Source organism: Noviherbaspirillum malthae, from assembly GCF_015352985.1.
GTDB lineage: Bacteria > Pseudomonadota > Gammaproteobacteria > Burkholderiales > Burkholderiaceae_D > Noviherbaspirillum > Noviherbaspirillum malthae.
Genome location: NZ_JACYXF010000043.1, coordinates 1 through 14,918, shown reverse-complemented (window position 1 = coordinate 14,918; position 14,918 = coordinate 1). Strand labels below are relative to the sequence as shown.

Sequence of the window (14,918 nt, the reverse complement as noted above, 5' to 3'; positions counted from 1 at the left end):
GTGTACCGGTCAGACCGGCGCTTTCAGATCCTGATGTATCCGTAGGCTGCGGTATGAAGCCTTAAGGCCGAAAAGGAGAAAGTGCACGGATTTCCATGTTGGCTCGATGCGGTGACTGCTGCATCAATCAGAAGCCGAATATACGGATGCAACTACGACCAGCACCACATTCTGAGTACCTCTTGCACAAAAGCGGGAGTCCATATACGGATACATTAAGGCAAACTGTTCACGTCAGAGAAAATGGGCCTTGCAAATAGGGACGGACCATACATTTTTTCGAAATCCGCTTGTCGGACTGGATCGGCGTACGGGCTTCTTGAGCGTGCCGAAATCCACACAGTCCCCAGGCGCTTGAGAAGTTCATATACACCGTTGAGGGAGTAGGCCACGTCAAACTGCTGCGCCAGCAATTGGCGGATGTCTTCGCCGCGGATACGCCCACCAGCACGTTCCTGCTGCAGCTGCTCGATGGCCAACCGAAACGCCTCTTCCTGTTGCCGTGGCAATCGCTGATTACACCAGTAGCGGGGCTTGCTACCCAAGCCCTTGAGGCCATCACGTTCGAACCATCTCTCCCAACGTGCGACGGTATGACGGGTGGTACGCAGAGCGGCGGCCACCTCGGTATAGCTCTTGCCTTCCTTCAAATGCGCCAGGGCGATATAGCGCAGCCGTCGTCGCCCGTTCGGTTCTTCCCTAGCAAGCAAGTCGAAGTTGTTCTGTTGCAGTCGCTGCAACGCTTCTGGCGTCAACATGGCCGCCTCCAGCACAGAACCGTGTCTTCTTCAGACCTCCACCGCCACACGCGGTTCGCTTAACCGTGGGCTTGGTATTATTTCTTAAACAGACGATGGCAACTGCTTCAAGTGGAGGTTGATCTCTAGTGGGTCATTTGGCAACTAGCTTGGCTTAAGTATTGTTGCAACTTGCTGGGCCCGGCGTCGTATAGGATGCCGAGTAAAGGCCCCCGATCCACCCAGGGCATGTTGCCGTTGACGATAGCGCATCCGGCGCGCATGCCGTTTGCCACCCCAATGAAATGGCGTGGGCGCCCGATTCCATCCATTGACCGTCGCTTCGAGCAACGCAATGATTTGCTCCGGCGTTTGCGGATACTGCCCGGCCAGCGCACGTCTAACAATAATGCGTTGCACTGACTCCGCCATATTTAGCCATGATCCACTCAACGGTGTAAATAACGGCATCACTCCATGAGAGAACAACCATCCGATCAAGTCAGGTGTCCAGTGTCCTCGCAGGTTGTCCCAAATCAGAAGCAGGCGTAATGCCGGAAGTACCGGTGGCAACGTAATGCGGATCTCCAATCCTTGTTGCCACGACTCCCACACAGCGTGGGTCACGTTCGCATCTGTAATCGGAGAAGGCTGAGGCAAGCCCTCCAGAATTGCGGCCAGTTCTTGCTGCAGCCACGGATGAAGCACCGCATTGGTGGCGTGGGTGACGCCGCATGCGCGTACCTCGCCACTGCCTGGACAGAACAAGGTCAATAGCTTGGCCGTACCGTTGCGTACGTACTCATGTGGCTGCTGTTTGGGCCGGCCTTGCTCAGCCCAGCTTTGCCCAGCATAGGGACGTGTTGAGTACGGACCGGCCTCATCTTCTGCCCAGACCGCCAGGCCCAATCCGGCTCCTTCACAATAGGCCCGCTCAATGAGATTTTTTTTTAGCTTCTGCATCGGGATCGCAGACCGTCACAGTACCGCTACAACGTACGCGTACCGCTTTACCGGTGTCACACCAACTGCGCGCCGCCACCCAGCGAAAGCCTGCCGCATGCAATACCTGAGCGATGGTATAAGTGCTGACATGGGGTAGCCCATCGGGAGCACGGCGCAGGGCGTTACGCAGTGTCATCAACGACCATGTTGCCGTGCCATCTTGTTGAGGATCGGGTGTGCGTCTGGCCTCAGCCAGAATCCGTTCGCGCGCAGCGGCGTCATAAGTCGGTTTGGGGCCGCCCTTACCATGGGGTTCAAGCGCAGCTAATCCATCCTGATTGAAGCGTGCTACCAACTTGCTGACCGCTTCGTCGGAACGCCGTCCGACTAGCGTGGCCGCCTCAACATAGGTCTTGGCCTCGGCAACCGCCAACAACTCTCGGGCCCATGTCACCACATCAGCGCGTTGACTACGCGCATGAACCAATTGCTCCAAAGCCTGCCGCTCCCTATCAGTTAGTGAGCGTAGTGGATGTTGCCGGATGCGACTCATAGTGGCCTCCTACAGTGATCTTAACGTTCGACCGTCGTATCCTGTTTTTGTTGCCAAATGACCCACTAGTCGAGCGACACACCAGTTTGCTTGACAATCTTGGACCAGCGAGCCAACTCCGCTTTTAAATATGCACTATATTCGTCCGGCGTCGAGCCAATTGCTATCGCCCCCTGGGCGCCCAGCTTCTTTTGTACATCGGGGCTTTGAAGCGCCTTCATCAACTCGCTGTTGAGCCGCTTGATGATGGGCTCAGGCGTCTTAGCCGGAACCATAAGCCCTTGCCAGGCACTGACTTCAAAGCCTGGCATGCCGGATTCCGCAACCGTCGGCACATCCGGAAATATGGCAATGCGCTTTGGTGTGGTCACCGCCAGCAGGCGCATGCGCTTGTCGCGCACAAAGCTTGCGACCGAATTGATCGTGTCGGTCATGAATTGAATCTGCCCGCCAACAAGATCGGCATCCGCCGGCGCGCTTCCCTTGTATGGAACATGCACTGCCTCAATACCGTTAGCTTGCAGGAACTGGAACGCGCCGAGATGGGTAATGTTGCCGCTGCCGGCAGAGCCATAGGACAGCTTGCCGGGATTGGCCTTGGCGTAGTCAATGAACTCCTTCATGGTATTGACCGGAAGCGACGGGTTCACCACGAGCGCGAGAGGTACCGTTGCCGTGAGGGCGACCGGGGCCAGATCGCGCTGCACATCATAGGACAGGCTTTTGTAGAGCGCGGGGCTCAGAACGATGGACGACGTGTTGTACAACACGGTGTAGCCATCGGCCGGCGCCTTTGCCACCAGCGCTGAACCGATATTACCGTTCGCGCCGCCCCGGTTGTCGACGATGATTTGCTGTCCCATCTGCTCTCCCATCTTCTGGGCGAGAACACGCGCAACGAGATCCGTCGGCCCGCCGGGTGGAAACGGTATGACCATCGTGATCGGCTTGCTGGGGTAAGCCGACTGCGCCTGTGCTGCAGGCACTGCGAGCACAGTAACGCCGAGGGCCGTCACGGCGAATGTTTGCATCAAGCGTGACCGAAATTGGCCGAAGCTGGGTAATTTCATGTTGTCTCTCCTTGGATTGGCATGCGTCGCCCGCAAATGCGGAGTGTTACTTTGGTGCGCCGTGGCAGCGCTTAGGTTATCGTTTCGGGCCTGTTCCTCATGCCACGTGGCCGCGTCCTGCCAGCATTCGCCGCGCGGTATAAGTCATGACTAGTTCTTCCCGCTGATTATGGACCGTGATGGTGGAGTCGACGATTGCCCTGCCCCCTTTCGAGGTCGGACGAATATTGTCGATCTCAACTACGGCGTAAATACGGTCGCCCACCAGAACGGGAGCATGGATCTTCTGCGTCAGCTCAAGCATTGCAAGGCCGGTTCCCTGGATCATGGTTTGGAGGAGCAAGCCTTCGATCAGCGTGTATGTGAGCGCGGCAGGCACTGGCCGGCCGGCAATGCCCCCTGGAAGAGGTTCGCTGTCGATGAACATGACTTCCAGCATGCCGGTGACACCGATGAAGCCGACCAGATCGGCTTCAGTCACAGCACGGCGGAATGTCTTGAACCGCTGGCCCAATTCCAGATCTTGCCAGTAGTAGCCTTGTCCAAGTTGCTGCATTGGTTTTGTGTCACTCATGTCATCCTTTCAGTCGTCAGCAATGTGTGGCTTGGCGATGCCAAGTTCCGTCATGATCTGCTCGGTATGTTCGCCCAGCCGCGGCGCCATTCGGACCGGCGGTCGCTCATGGTCGAATTTCACAGGAACACCGGGAAAAGCAAGTTTCCCCATTTGGGGATCGCTCAAGGTTTCGAAAAAGCCTGTCTCTCTCAAATGCTCGTCCTGTTGCAACTCATCCAGCCGCCGCATGGGGGATGCGGGTATTTCAAGCCTGTTGAAGGTCGCCAGCCATTCCTTCGTACTTCTGCCGGCGATGACATCCGCCGCTATCTCGTACAGGTCCACGATATGGGTAGTGCGGGCAGCAATGTTGGTGAAACGCTCATCGCCCACAAGTTCAGATCTACCGGACTCCAGGAAGAACCGCTTCCAGTGCACGTCGGTATATGGCATTGCGCAAATATATCCATCGGTCGTTCGATAAGGACGCCGCCATTGGTTTAATACGCGTGGGTAGCCTGCCTTAGCGAGCGGTGGTTCGAAATGCTGGCCATAGAAATGCTCGACCAGATTGAAAGCCACCATGGATTCCAGCATCGGTACTTCAACGTAGGAGCCTGTACCCGTACGTTCGCGCTTGAACAGTGCGGCGAGGATCGCATGCGCGGCGACCAGCGCGCAGGTTTTGTCGCCGGCGATGGTCGGGAAATACTGAGGCGTTCCGGTTTGCATTTCCATCAGCGCGGCGCAGCCGGAAAGCCCTTGGATAATGTCGTCGTACGCCGGCATGCCGCCGTAGGGACCGCCCTCGGAAAAGCCGAGCAGGCCGACATAGACAAGGCGCGGGTTGCGCTGACGGAGAGTCTCGAGGTCCAGCCCGATCGCGGCAAGTTTTTGCGGGCGAATGCTATGCATCAGCACATCCGCTGTATCGACTAGTTTAAGCAGTGCGTCTCGTGCCGCCGGCGTTTTCAGATCCAGTACGATGCTTCGTTTTCCTCGATTCACGCCAAGGAAGATAGCACTCATGCCGGCCTCGGTTGTCGGTCCGGTCTTGCGGGTAGAATCGCCTTCCGGCGCTTCGATCTTGATGACGTCCGCACCGTAGTCCGCTAGAACTTGGCTGGCATACGGACCGAACACGACAGTGCTCAGATCGAGTACACGAATGCCGTTCAAAGGAAGCATCAGTTCTCCTTAATAAGGCTGATTTTGGCCGAGATCGGGCCCACATTGTCTTTGGCAGGTAGCTATGTCTCCAGCACGACCTTGCCGATGGTATTCCCTGCTTCGACCAGTGCATGGGCCTGCCGAAGGTTAGTCGCGTTGACACCTGCAAAACATTCTTTCACGATGCTGCGCAACCGACCCGCATCTACCAATTCTGCGACACGGTTCAATATGCGGTGCTGTTCAATCATGTCTGGTGTCGCGTGGAGTGAACGGGTGAACATGCCTTCCCAGCTGAAGGAAACGCTCTTCCCTCGCAGTTCATTCATGGGCAGCGGCGACATGCTTTCCACCAGACAGCAGATATGCCCGTGAGGCTTGATCAGCGTAGCCATGGTCGAAAAATACCGGTCCGTGTCTGACAGGCAAAGAATGAAGTCAACCGCTCTTATTTCGCTCGCATGCAGCTGTGCCGCAAGATCACCACGATGGTCGACGACAAGATCGGCGCCGAGATGCCTGCACCAAGCCTGCGATTGCAGCCGGGATGCAGTCGCAATGACATGGAGTTGTCCAACTGTCTTCGCCAGCTGAATTGCCACCGATCCAACCCCGCCTGCGCCACCGATGACCAGCAGGGATTTTCCGGCGTCGCTGCCATCGTCCGAAATATGCATGCGTTCGAATAAGGCTTCCCATCCGGCCAGTGACGCGACCGGGAGAGCTGCGGCTTCCGCAAAACTCATTGAAGTCGGCATGGCGCCAGCCAGACGCTCGTCCACCAGGTGCAATTCCGCGTTGCAGCCGGGGCGCACGATGCTGCCTGCATAAAAGACACGGTCGCCCGGAGCGAACAGCGTTGTTTGAGGCCCGACATCTACCACGGTACCAGCAGCGTCCCAACCGAGAATGCGCGGCTGGCCGTCGCGATGCGGCCGTGCGCTGCGCATTTTTATGTCGATCGGATTGACCGACACCGCCTCGATTCGGACCAGGAGATCTCGTGCGCCGGCTACCGGACACGCGAGGTCGAGGTCGACCAGTGAATCGGCACCGTGGCTGTAGAGGTCGGCAGGAATTCCGATTGCCTTCATGTCGGCTTGCCGCTTATTGCTGCTCGACTTTGGCCTTGACCACGATCTTTTTCCACAGCTCGATCTCCGCAGCCTGGAATCGGCGCATTTCCTCCGCCCCGCCGCTCATTGCCTCCGCGCCCTGCCGTTCATAGAACTCGCGCGTTTCCGGCATCCGGGCGATTTGTGTCAGGAGCGACGCTAGCTTCTCGGTTTCGGCTTTCGGTGTCTTCGCCGATACCATTGCCCCTACCCAGACATAAGCCTGATATCCGGGCAAACCCTCCTCCGCTGCGGTTGGCAGGTCAGGCAGCGCCGGCGCGCGTCGTTCGGAGGCGACCGCAAGCGCACGTACCTTGCCACCCTTGACCAGTCCTTGTGTCGCGGTGATGTCCGAAAAGGTCAGGTCGACTGTGCCGGCCGCAACCCCGGCAAGAGCTTCCGAAGCGCCCTTGTAAGGCACGTGTACGGTACTGACGCCGGCGACGTCATTGAACAGTTCAGCCATCAGCTGATAGCCGGCTGAACCCGACGCATAGTTTAGCTTTCCCGGCTGTGCCTTGGCGGCCTTGACGAGGTCGGACACCGTTTTGTAAGGCGAATTTGGCGGTACCGCGAGAACCGCCGGCGCGCGCATCATCATTGTTAGCGGGGCGAAATCGGTCTGCGGGTTGTATGGCAGCTTTTTGAACAGAGCGACGTTGACCGCCAGCGTGGAGTTACTTCCGACGAACACCGTATAGCCGTCGGCAGGTGCAGCCAATACGTTCTGGACGCCGATGAAACCGTTTCCACCAGGTCGGTTTTCAACGACCACCGGCTGTCCCGTCAGTTCGGACAGCTTCTTGCCGAAGTAACGTGCCGACGTATCCGTTCCACTGCCTGGAGGAAAAGGCACAACCAACTTGATGACGCGGGAGGGAAATTCCTGGGCGATCGCATGCAGTGCGGGCATCAGAATTGTGGCGCATCCGATTGCAGCCGATATTACCATCCTGCGATAAGGTTTTTTCAACATCTCTGGTCTCCTCCGGCATTGTTGCCGTGTCGGTTATAAATGATATTTACACGCTGGCTGTACGAATGAAATCAACGATCCGCTCTTGGCCTGACTGCAATACGCGCTGCCCCACGACCTGGTTCCAATGGGCTTCGGAACCATGCGCAATCCGCCATTCATGCAGACGGCGCGTCAGTAGTTGCAGGTCATATTCTTCGGTTACGCCAATGGCGCCGTGTACCGCATGCGCAATCGATGCAACTAGTACGGCGGCCTCGCTGGTACGCGATTTTGCGATGGCGCTCGCCAGCGGTGCAGGCATGCGAGCATCGCCCTGGAATGCCGCCTCGGCCGCAATCAGCGCAGCCGCGACGTGTTCAGCCATGACGCTGATCTGGTGCTGTATCGCCTGGAATTTGCCGATCGACTTGCCGAATTGCGTCCGGTCGTTGGCATACTGCAGTGTCATGTCGAATACGCGGCGCATGGCGCCGGCCAGCAGTGCGGCGTGCAATGCCGCGCCCAGTTCGGCCAAGCCGCCCGCGGCCAAGGTCGTCTGCGCAGTTTGGCTCTCTGGCTGCCAGGTCATGGTCGCAACCAGGCTGCCATGTACGCCCGTTAGCGTCCGTACCGCACTGGCTCCCGGCAGCACCAGCACCTGGTCCTCATTCTGGACGACGACATGATCGGCGATAGCGCCATACGGTACCAGCGGACAGGTCAGACTGCCATCTTCCGCGCAGCGTAAAGCCGGTGCAAGCGTGAGCATGCCGGCCGGGATCTCGGTACGTCCTGCCAGTACTGTGCGGGCGGCGATGCTCTGCGCCAGCGGCAAGGGCATCGCATAAGCACCCAGCGCGGTCAGGACCGGAAACAGGTCCGGCAACGGCAGCATGGCGCCGCCGAGATCTTCCGGAGCGAGCAGTTCGAGAAAGCCCGCATCCGCTATTGCATCCCATAATGCTTCGGCCGAGCCGCCGGCTTCTATGGCGCGCACGGCTGCCGGAGTGCACTGGTCCTTCAGAATCTCTTCAATGGCTTCTGCAAACATTGCTGGTTCCTTTAACGCAAGCCGAGCCCGCGGGCAATCATGCCGCGCAGGATTTCGCGAGTGCCACCTCGCAGGGAGTAAGTCGGCGCAACCTGGCTAACATATGCCACCGTCCGGTACAAATCCGCATCCACGATCTCCTGCGGATCGGCCGAGATCGCTGCCTCGATCACCGCAGGAAGCGTTTGCTCGAATTCCGTCCCGATATCCTTGACCAGTGCAGCCTCGACAACCGGACTGGCGCCCTTGACCAGCTGGCTGGTAACAGTCACCGACATGTTGCGCAGCGTCGCCAGGTGGGTGGCAAACCGGCCGATGGTAGCGGCATGTGCGGCGGCATTGCCGCTTCGCCGCAGGCAGGCTATCCAGTGATCGAGCAGCACGATGCTGGAATACAGCCTTTCAGGCCCGCTTCGCTCGAATGCAAGTTCCGCGGTGACCTGCTCCCAGCCGCCGCCTTCCTGGCCGATCAGCGCATCGTCGGACAGCTCGACGTCGTCGAAGAACACCTCCGAAAAATGTGCGTCGCCGGCCAGGTCTCGGATTGGACGCACAGTGACGCCGGGCAGCGAGAGATCGACGATGAATTGCGACAGTCCGCGCTGGCGATCTTCCGGGGTGCCCGAAGTTCTTACCAAGGCAATCATGTACTGGCACCGCGGTGCGTTGGTCGTCCAGATCTTGCGCCCGGTAAGTCGCCAGCCTTTTTCAGTGCGCGTGGCTCGGGTGCCGACGCTGGCAAGGTCCGATCCGGAATTCGGTTCGCTCATGCCGATACAAAAGAACGCTTCCGCCGCACAGATTTTCGGCAGGTAAAAGCGGCGCTGTGCCTCGGTGCCATATTTCAGGATCAGCGGCCCGCTCTGTCGATCGGCAATCCAGTGCGCGGAGACAGGAGCACCGGCGATCAAGAGTTCCTCGACCAGTACGAAGCGCGAAAACGCATCCAGGTTGGCGCCACCGTATTCACGCGGCAACGTCATGCCTACCCAGCCGCGCTTGGCCATCTCGCTGCTGAACTCGGCGGAAAAGCCCATCCAGGAACGTGCGCGGACATCCGGCGCCGAATCCGGCATGCTGGTCCGGAGGAATTCCTTCACTTCAGCCCGAAAGGCTTCTGCTTCGGCAGGAAGCACGGCAAAACGGAAATGGTTGAGCAGCGCGGTCATTACGGTGCTTCCTTGTATCGGTCAGTAACTTGCATGGAATTTCCTTGTTTGAGACAGTAACTCATACGACCCCCTGCGCTTTCAGCGCAGCGATGCGCTCTTCCGACATGCCAAGACGCTCTGCGAGCACTTCAGTCGTGTGCTCGCCCAGCGTGGGAGCGGCATGCGTATAGCGAATCGGCGTATCCGAGAAGCGGATCGGATTGGCCAGGCTCGGAATTTCTCCGCCGACGGAATGCGGCAGCGACAGCTTCATCCGACGGTGCTGCACTTGCGGATCTTCAAATACCTGCCGCATGTTGTTGATCGGCCCGCAGGGAACGTTCGCAGCTTCCATCTTCGCGACCCATTCCTTCATGGTGCGGGTCAGCATAGTCTCGGCGATCTGCGGAATCAGGGCGTCGCGATTGATGTTGCGCAGCCCTACCGTGACAAAGCGCGGATCAACAGCCAGATCATTGCGTCCAATGACATGGCAAAACGCGGCATACTGAGAATCGTTGCCGACGGCGACAATGACCTCACCTTCCTTGCAGCGAAAGACCTGGTAGGGCACCATATTCGGATGCATGTTTCCCATCCGCTGAGGTATCTTGCCGGACATGAAATGGTTCATCGCTTGATAACCGTTGATCGCAACGATGCAGTCCAACAGGGCCATGTCGATGTACTGCCCTTCGCCGCTCACGTGGCGATGCTCTAGTGCAGCAAGTATGGCCGTCGTTGCGTACATGCCGGTCAGCAGGTCCGAAATGGCGACTCCACTCTTGATTGGACCGCCGCCGGGTTCGCTGTCGGCATGTCCGGTAATGCTCATCAACCCACCCATGCCCTGAAATACGAAGTCGTAGCCTGGAAGCGCAGCGTAAGGGCCATCTTGCCCAAATCCAGTGATCGAGCAATACACCAGGCGCGGGTTCAAAGGTCGGAGATCGTTATACGAAAGGCCATAACGCGCAAGCGTACCGACCTTGTAATTTTCGACCAGTACATCGGCATCGCGCACCAGTTCGCGAATGATTTCCTGACCTGTTTCCGATGCCAGATCGATGGTGATCGACTTCTTTCCGCGATTGGTGCTCAAATAATATGCGGCGTCGGTGGTGTCGTGACCCTCCGCATCTTTCAGGAACGGCGGCCCCCAGCTCCGGGTGTCGTCGCCAGCACCCGGTCGCTCCACCTTAATCACCTCGGCACCCATATCGGCAAAATTCTGTGTTGCCCATGGACCGGCAAGAACGCGTGTCAGGTCAAGCACTTTCAAGTGTCCCAATGCCGTCTTCATTCCTCTTTCCTGTCTAGTTGCAATGTCACTTGCCGTTTAGGCACGAGACAAAGAATAGTTTGAGCGAGCACCAGCAGTCCAATATTAAATTTTCCTTCTACGATACTCAACTCGTATCACCTCCACATTTATATTGCGCTGCAATATGCATAAAATCTGCTAGAAGGATTTTCCTCTCATACGAATCCGGTATCGTTTCCTATAAATATGATATTGGACATCAGTTACCGTTTTGAATATCCTTGAACAGCTTTCAAACCATGCCCAAAGGATATGCAGATGGCTGACTTTCTACTCTACGAACAAGACGGACACATAGTCACACTGACCATGAACGAGCCGGAGCGCCGTAACCCTCTGACAGGAAACAGCGCAGTCCAGGAGTTCATCGCTGCGATACAACGGATTGAGAATGACCGCAGCGTGCGCGCCGTTATCCTTACTGGCGCCGGGAATGCGTTCTCATCGGGCGGTAACATCAAGGATATGGAGAGGCAGGCATCCGGTGAAGTCACAGGCATGCAGATCCGGCAGGAATACCGGCAAGGTATCCAGAAACTGCCCTTAGCCTTATTCAATCTGGAAGTGCCTGTCATCGCAGCAGTTAACGGGGCAGCCATCGGTGCGGGCCTGGATTTGACTTGCATGTGCGATATACGGATTGCCTCACGGCATGCGAAGTTTGCAGAAAGCTTCGTCAAGTTGGGAATCGTCCCGGGCGACGGTGGCGCCTGGCTGTTGCCTCGCGTCATCGGTCTGTCGCGAGCTGCGGAAATGTCCTTTACAGGCCAGATAATCGACGCTGAACAGGCGCTTGCGTGGAACCTGGTGTCGCGGGTGGTTGAGCCCGAAGAACTACTTCCAACCGCCCGCGCGTTGGCGGAGCAGATCGCTGCGAATCCCCCTCACGCAGTACGGTTGGCCAAACGCCTTCTGCGCGAAGGCATACATTCACGTCTCGATACACTGCTCGAGCTCTCTGCTGCATACCAGGCGCTTTCTCACCAGACTCCCGACCATAGTGAAGCCGTCACTGCCTTCCTTGAGAAACGCGAACCGGTCTTTAAAGGCTGACAGCCGCCAGTTGCCTGGGAACTCGATGCGGGGCAAAGCAGGTATACTGCTGCCCTACGAAAATGTTCCCACCATGGACCTGCGCCGAATTCGTCATTTTGTCGTCCTAGCCGAGACGCTGAACTTTCGCCGTGCGGCAGAACGGCTGCATATGGCGCAACCGCCCCTATCAGTCTCGATCCAGAAGCTGGAAGCCGAGCTTGGCACCAAGCTATTTGTCCGTTCTCCTAATGGTGTTAGCCTGACTCCAAGCGGGGAAGCCGCATTGACAGAGGCGAAGCGGCTGTTATTTCATGGCAGCCAGTTTGCTCAAATTGCTCAAAGCGCCTCTGATGGGACCGGCGGTACGCTACAAGTGGGATTTGTCGGTTTGACTACCTTCGGTATGTTGCAAAAGCTTGTACCTTTGTTTCGCACCGAATATCCCGGTGTTGAATTAATCCTGCGCGAGGCAACCTCAGCACGGATCGTCCAGATGGTCGAGGAAGATTCGCTAGACGTAGGGCTTGTGCGTACGCCATTGTTACGGAGTTCAACCGCAGCGCTGGTGCCGCTCGAACGTGATCAGTTTATTGTCGCCCTACCTCGTGGAAACCGTCTTGTAACGAAAGGATTGCTTTCGCTGGCTGATCTCGCGGATGAATCGTTTATTATGTACACCCGCACGGAAGCTGCGGGTTTGCACAATGCGGTGATGCTTGCCTGTCAACGAGGCGGTTTTCTGCCGCGGATCACGCAAGAAGCGGTGCAGGTGCAAACTGTGCTCGCTCTTGTAGAAAGCGGATTGGGCGTTGCACTTGTGCCATCGGTGATGCAACGGTTCGTCAATGAAAAAATCGTCTACCGGGCACTTATGGATTTTCCGGCAGCAGCGGAGATCGGCCTTGCCCTGATTTACTTGCCTCAACGTGAAAGTGCTGCTGCACGGCGCTTCCGTACCCTTGCCTGCCGTGAGTTTCAATTACCGATGTAGGGCTTCGCTGAATTACAGAGTCTATCAAAATGAACGAAATGCTGCCATAAGCCTCGGTAGAGCGTATCGATGGTGAGGCAACATGGCACGTGAACTGGTTGACGATGAACTATGGGAAATAGTCCAGCCACTGCTGCCGGTCAAACGACGGCGCAAGACCCATCCCGGCCGCAAGCCGCTGGACGACTGGCGGGTATTGACTGGCATTCTGTTCCTGTTGCAGTCTGGGATTCCATGGGAAATGCTGCCGCAGGAGATGGGATGCGGCTCGGGCATGACTTGCCGGCGTCGGCTACGGGCCTGGCAAAAAGCTGGCGTATGGAAGAAGCTACATGGTGTGCTGCTGGACAAACTGCGCGCCGCCGACAAGATCGATTTCTCCCGTGCGGTGGCCGACAGTTCGTCGGTCAGGTCCGTGCATGGCGGAAAAAAACTGGACCGAACCCAACCGATCGCCGTAAGAAGGGCAGCAAGCACCACCTTCTCGTCGATGCGCAAGGCATCCCGGTCAATGTCATTCTGACCAAGGCCAACCGGCATGACGTTACGCAGCTGGTGCCGCTGGTTGATGGTGTACCGCCGATGCGAGGCAAACGCGGACGGCCGTTGAAAAAGCCCAAATGTGTTCAGACTGATCGTGCCTACGACAGTTGTGCTCACCGCCTGGCGCTGGAGCAGCGTGGCATCCTGCATCAAATTGCCAGACGCCGTACCAAGCATGGCAGGAATCTGGGCAAGACCCGATGGGTGGTTGAACGCACCATCGCCTGGCTGCATCAATTCCGCCGTCTGCGGGTGCGCTATGAGCGACTGCCGTCGATTCATGAAGCGTTCCTTCGCTTAGGATGCGCCATCATTTGTTGGCGCATCCTTAAAAAATCATTTTGTTAGACGCTGTTAATACTGCAGTCGTATTTGATGTTTAGGGCGGCAGGCCTAGAATTGTTCAGGATGATGAGCGATTCTAGGAGTAATCATCATGGAAGACTCTGCTCGACAGTATGTACGTGCCGCATCAGATTGGCACAAGTCACTGAACGATCTCGTCAACCGCCTGCCACCCCGGTTTGGGCGTAAGGAAATGCAGCAGCGTGCCCAGGAGTATCTCGAAGGCCTGCTCAAGCCAATCGAACGGAAGAACGGTTGGCAGTTGGCAGTTGGCCGAAGCAATCGGTCAGCCGTCACCGTACAGCGTTCAGCATTTTCTGGATCGTGCACATTGGAGTGCTGATGACGTGCGCGACGATCTGCGTTCCTATGTCGTTGATCACTTGGGGCAACAAGATGCCATTCTGGTGATCGATGAAACCGGATTTCTAAAAAAGGGTATGCATTCGGCAGGTGTGCAGCGTCAATACAGCGGCACCGCAGGCAGAATTGAGAACTGCCAAATCGGCGTGTTCATGGCGTACGTGAGCGATCTTGGCCATACCTTGGTTGACCGCGAACTCTATCTGCCCAAGGAGTGGGCGAGCGACGCAGACCGGTGCAAGGCTGCAAAGATACCGGATGACGTAAGCTTTGCTACCAAGCCAGTCATAGCGGGCAAGATGCTTGAGCGCGCTCTCCAGGCTGGTGTGCCCTTTAGCTGGATAACCGCCGATGAGGTCTATGGCAACTAACGGGCGCTGCGTGTATGGCTGGAGCAAAGTGATTTGCATTATGTGATGGCCGTGGCATCGAATCAGCATGTCTGGAATAACGATCTTCGTCAAATCACCGTTACGGCACTAGCAGCACGGGTGCAGGAGGAACAATGGACTACGCTGTCTGCGGGCGACGGTGCAAAGGGGCCAAGACTGTATGACTGGATCAGAATCCCGGTACTGAGTTGGCAGATGCCAGGCCAGCGTTGGGTGTTATTGCGTCGAAGCCGCAGCGGCGACGGGGAAACCACTTACTACGTCGCTTACACGCCAAAAGACTGTGATCTGCAAACAATGGTAAAGGTAGCGGGATCTCGCTGGGCGGTCGAGGAGTGCTTTGAAAGCGCTAAAGGCGAAGTTGGTCTGGACCAGTATGAAGTACGCAGCTGGCATGGATGGTATCGGCATATTACCTTGGCCATGGCAGCACATGCCTACTTGACAGTTCTTCATGCCTGGGAAATGCCCCGGCCCGCCTATAAAAAAAAGGTTACCGTTCACCCCGCTCGAAGCTTGCGGAAGTCAAGAGCAACACAGAACATCGCTGAGCGGCAGCAATAAACAGTGAGTAAGTGCAGGAAGCGAACAACTCGCAAGCAGTTTGGCGATTCTTACG

General features: G+C 57.1%; 14 protein-coding genes and 1 pseudogene. 4 read left to right on the top strand and 11 right to left on the bottom strand.

Going from position 1 to position 14,918, the window contains the following annotated elements; genetic code table 11:
* Positions 1 to 215: 215 nt before the first annotated feature.
* From IGW03_RS27180 to IGW03_RS27130, 11 genes are all read right to left on the bottom strand, one after another.
* Complete coding sequence (locus tag IGW03_RS27180; RefSeq protein WP_151638175.1) at positions 216 to 758, bottom strand: helix-turn-helix domain-containing protein; 543 nt, start codon at positions 756 to 758, stop codon at positions 216 to 218.
* Between the two features lie 144 nt (positions 759 to 902).
* Entirely contained in the window at positions 903 to 1,700 is a 798-nt protein-coding gene (locus IGW03_RS27175) for a transposase (RefSeq protein ID WP_225984828.1), read from the bottom strand.
* A complete protein-coding gene (locus tag IGW03_RS27170; RefSeq protein WP_151638176.1) occupies positions 1,672 to 2,235 on the bottom strand; it encodes a helix-turn-helix domain-containing protein in 564 nt (187 codons plus the stop codon). Before IGW03_RS27170 ends, IGW03_RS27175 begins: the two co-directional genes overlap by 29 nt.
* 65 nt (positions 2,236 to 2,300) lie before the next feature.
* Positions 2,301 to 3,266, bottom strand: a complete 966-nt coding sequence (locus tag IGW03_RS27165; protein WP_192805216.1) for a Bug family tripartite tricarboxylate transporter substrate binding protein — start codon at positions 3,264 to 3,266, stop codon at positions 2,301 to 2,303.
* Positions 3,267 to 3,402: 136 nt separating this feature from the next.
* Positions 3,403 to 3,879 (bottom strand): MaoC family dehydratase, encoded by a 477-nt coding sequence (locus IGW03_RS27160; RefSeq protein WP_151638178.1) that lies wholly within the window; start codon positions 3,877 to 3,879, stop codon positions 3,403 to 3,405.
* A gap of 9 nt (positions 3,880 to 3,888) precedes the next feature.
* Positions 3,889 to 5,049, bottom strand: coding sequence for a CaiB/BaiF CoA transferase family protein (locus IGW03_RS27155; RefSeq protein ID WP_194725672.1), 1,161 nt, complete (start codon positions 5,047 to 5,049; stop codon positions 3,889 to 3,891).
* Between the two features lie 62 nt (positions 5,050 to 5,111).
* Positions 5,112 to 6,125, bottom strand: a complete 1,014-nt coding sequence (locus tag IGW03_RS27150; RefSeq protein WP_194725671.1) for a zinc-binding alcohol dehydrogenase family protein — start codon at positions 6,123 to 6,125, stop codon at positions 5,112 to 5,114.
* A gap of 13 nt (positions 6,126 to 6,138) precedes the next feature.
* Complete coding sequence (locus IGW03_RS27145; protein ID WP_151638181.1) at positions 6,139 to 7,122, bottom strand: Bug family tripartite tricarboxylate transporter substrate binding protein; 984 nt, start codon at positions 7,120 to 7,122, stop codon at positions 6,139 to 6,141.
* A 46-nt stretch (positions 7,123 to 7,168) separates the two neighbouring features.
* Complete coding sequence (locus IGW03_RS27140; protein WP_194725670.1) at positions 7,169 to 8,155, bottom strand: acyl-CoA dehydrogenase family protein; 987 nt, start codon at positions 8,153 to 8,155, stop codon at positions 7,169 to 7,171.
* Between the two features lie 11 nt (positions 8,156 to 8,166).
* Entirely contained in the window at positions 8,167 to 9,324 is a 1,158-nt protein-coding gene (locus IGW03_RS27135) for an acyl-CoA dehydrogenase family protein (protein ID WP_194725669.1), read from the bottom strand.
* Between the two features lie 61 nt (positions 9,325 to 9,385).
* The gene (locus IGW03_RS27130) at positions 9,386 to 10,609 is read right to left on the bottom strand and encodes a CaiB/BaiF CoA transferase family protein (RefSeq protein WP_194725668.1); all 1,224 of its coding nucleotides are present in this window, start codon (positions 10,607 to 10,609) and stop codon (positions 9,386 to 9,388) included.
* 279 nt (positions 10,610 to 10,888) lie between these two features.
* Between IGW03_RS27130 and IGW03_RS27125 the strand changes: the two genes are divergently transcribed.
* The 4 genes and pseudogenes from IGW03_RS27125 (at position 10,889) to IGW03_RS27110 (ending at position 14,863) form a co-directional block, all read left to right on the top strand.
* A complete protein-coding gene (locus IGW03_RS27125; RefSeq protein ID WP_151638185.1) occupies positions 10,889 to 11,683 on the top strand; it encodes a crotonase/enoyl-CoA hydratase family protein in 795 nt (264 codons plus the stop codon).
* A 73-nt stretch (positions 11,684 to 11,756) separates the two neighbouring features.
* Positions 11,757 to 12,656, top strand: coding sequence for a LysR family transcriptional regulator (locus tag IGW03_RS27120; RefSeq protein WP_194725667.1), 900 nt, complete (start codon positions 11,757 to 11,759; stop codon positions 12,654 to 12,656).
* A gap of 82 nt (positions 12,657 to 12,738) precedes the next feature.
* A protein-coding gene (locus IGW03_RS27115; RefSeq protein WP_151638187.1) for an IS5 family transposase occupies positions 12,739 to 13,547 on the top strand; the annotation gives its coding sequence in 2 pieces (ribosomal slippage) (positions 12,739 to 13,084 and positions 13,084 to 13,547; 810 coding nt in all).
* Positions 13,548 to 13,635: 88 nt separating this feature from the next.
* Positions 13,636 to 14,863, top strand: a pseudogene (locus IGW03_RS27110) (IS701 family transposase).
* Positions 14,864 to 14,918: the final 55 nt, after the last annotated feature.

Excerpts from the sequence above, each read along its gene's own strand:
- IGW03_RS27175 (WP_225984828.1), bottom strand. The coding sequence starts at position 1,700 with ATGCAGAAGCTAAAAAAAAATCTCATTGAGCGGGCCTATTGTGAAGGA.
- IGW03_RS27155 (WP_194725672.1), bottom strand. The coding sequence starts at position 5,049 with ATGCTTCCTTTGAACGGCATTCGTGTACTCGATCTGAGCACTGTCGTG.
- IGW03_RS27125 (WP_151638185.1), top strand. The coding sequence starts at position 10,889 with ATGGCTGACTTTCTACTCTACGAACAAGACGGACACATAGTCACACTG.
- IGW03_RS27135 (WP_194725669.1), bottom strand. The coding sequence starts at position 9,324 with ATGACCGCGCTGCTCAACCATTTCCGTTTTGCCGTGCTTCCTGCCGAA.
- IGW03_RS27170 (WP_151638176.1), bottom strand. The coding sequence starts at position 2,235 with ATGAGTCGCATCCGGCAACATCCACTACGCTCACTAACTGATAGGGAG.
- IGW03_RS27165 (WP_192805216.1), bottom strand. The coding sequence starts at position 3,266 with ATGCAAACATTCGCCGTGACGGCCCTCGGCGTTACTGTGCTCGCAGTG.
- IGW03_RS27145 (WP_151638181.1), bottom strand. The coding sequence starts at position 7,122 with ATGTTGAAAAAACCTTATCGCAGGATGGTAATATCGGCTGCAATCGGA.
- IGW03_RS27120 (WP_194725667.1), top strand. The coding sequence starts at position 11,757 with ATGGACCTGCGCCGAATTCGTCATTTTGTCGTCCTAGCCGAGACGCTG.
- IGW03_RS27180 (WP_151638175.1), bottom strand. The coding sequence starts at position 758 with ATGTTGACGCCAGAAGCGTTGCAGCGACTGCAACAGAACAACTTCGAC.
- IGW03_RS27140 (WP_194725670.1), bottom strand. The coding sequence starts at position 8,155 with ATGTTTGCAGAAGCCATTGAAGAGATTCTGAAGGACCAGTGCACTCCG.
- IGW03_RS27160 (WP_151638178.1), bottom strand. The coding sequence starts at position 3,879 with ATGAGTGACACAAAACCAATGCAGCAACTTGGACAAGGCTACTACTGG.
- IGW03_RS27150 (WP_194725671.1), bottom strand. The coding sequence starts at position 6,125 with ATGAAGGCAATCGGAATTCCTGCCGACCTCTACAGCCACGGTGCCGAT.
- IGW03_RS27130 (WP_194725668.1), bottom strand. The coding sequence starts at position 10,609 with ATGAAGACGGCATTGGGACACTTGAAAGTGCTTGACCTGACACGCGTT.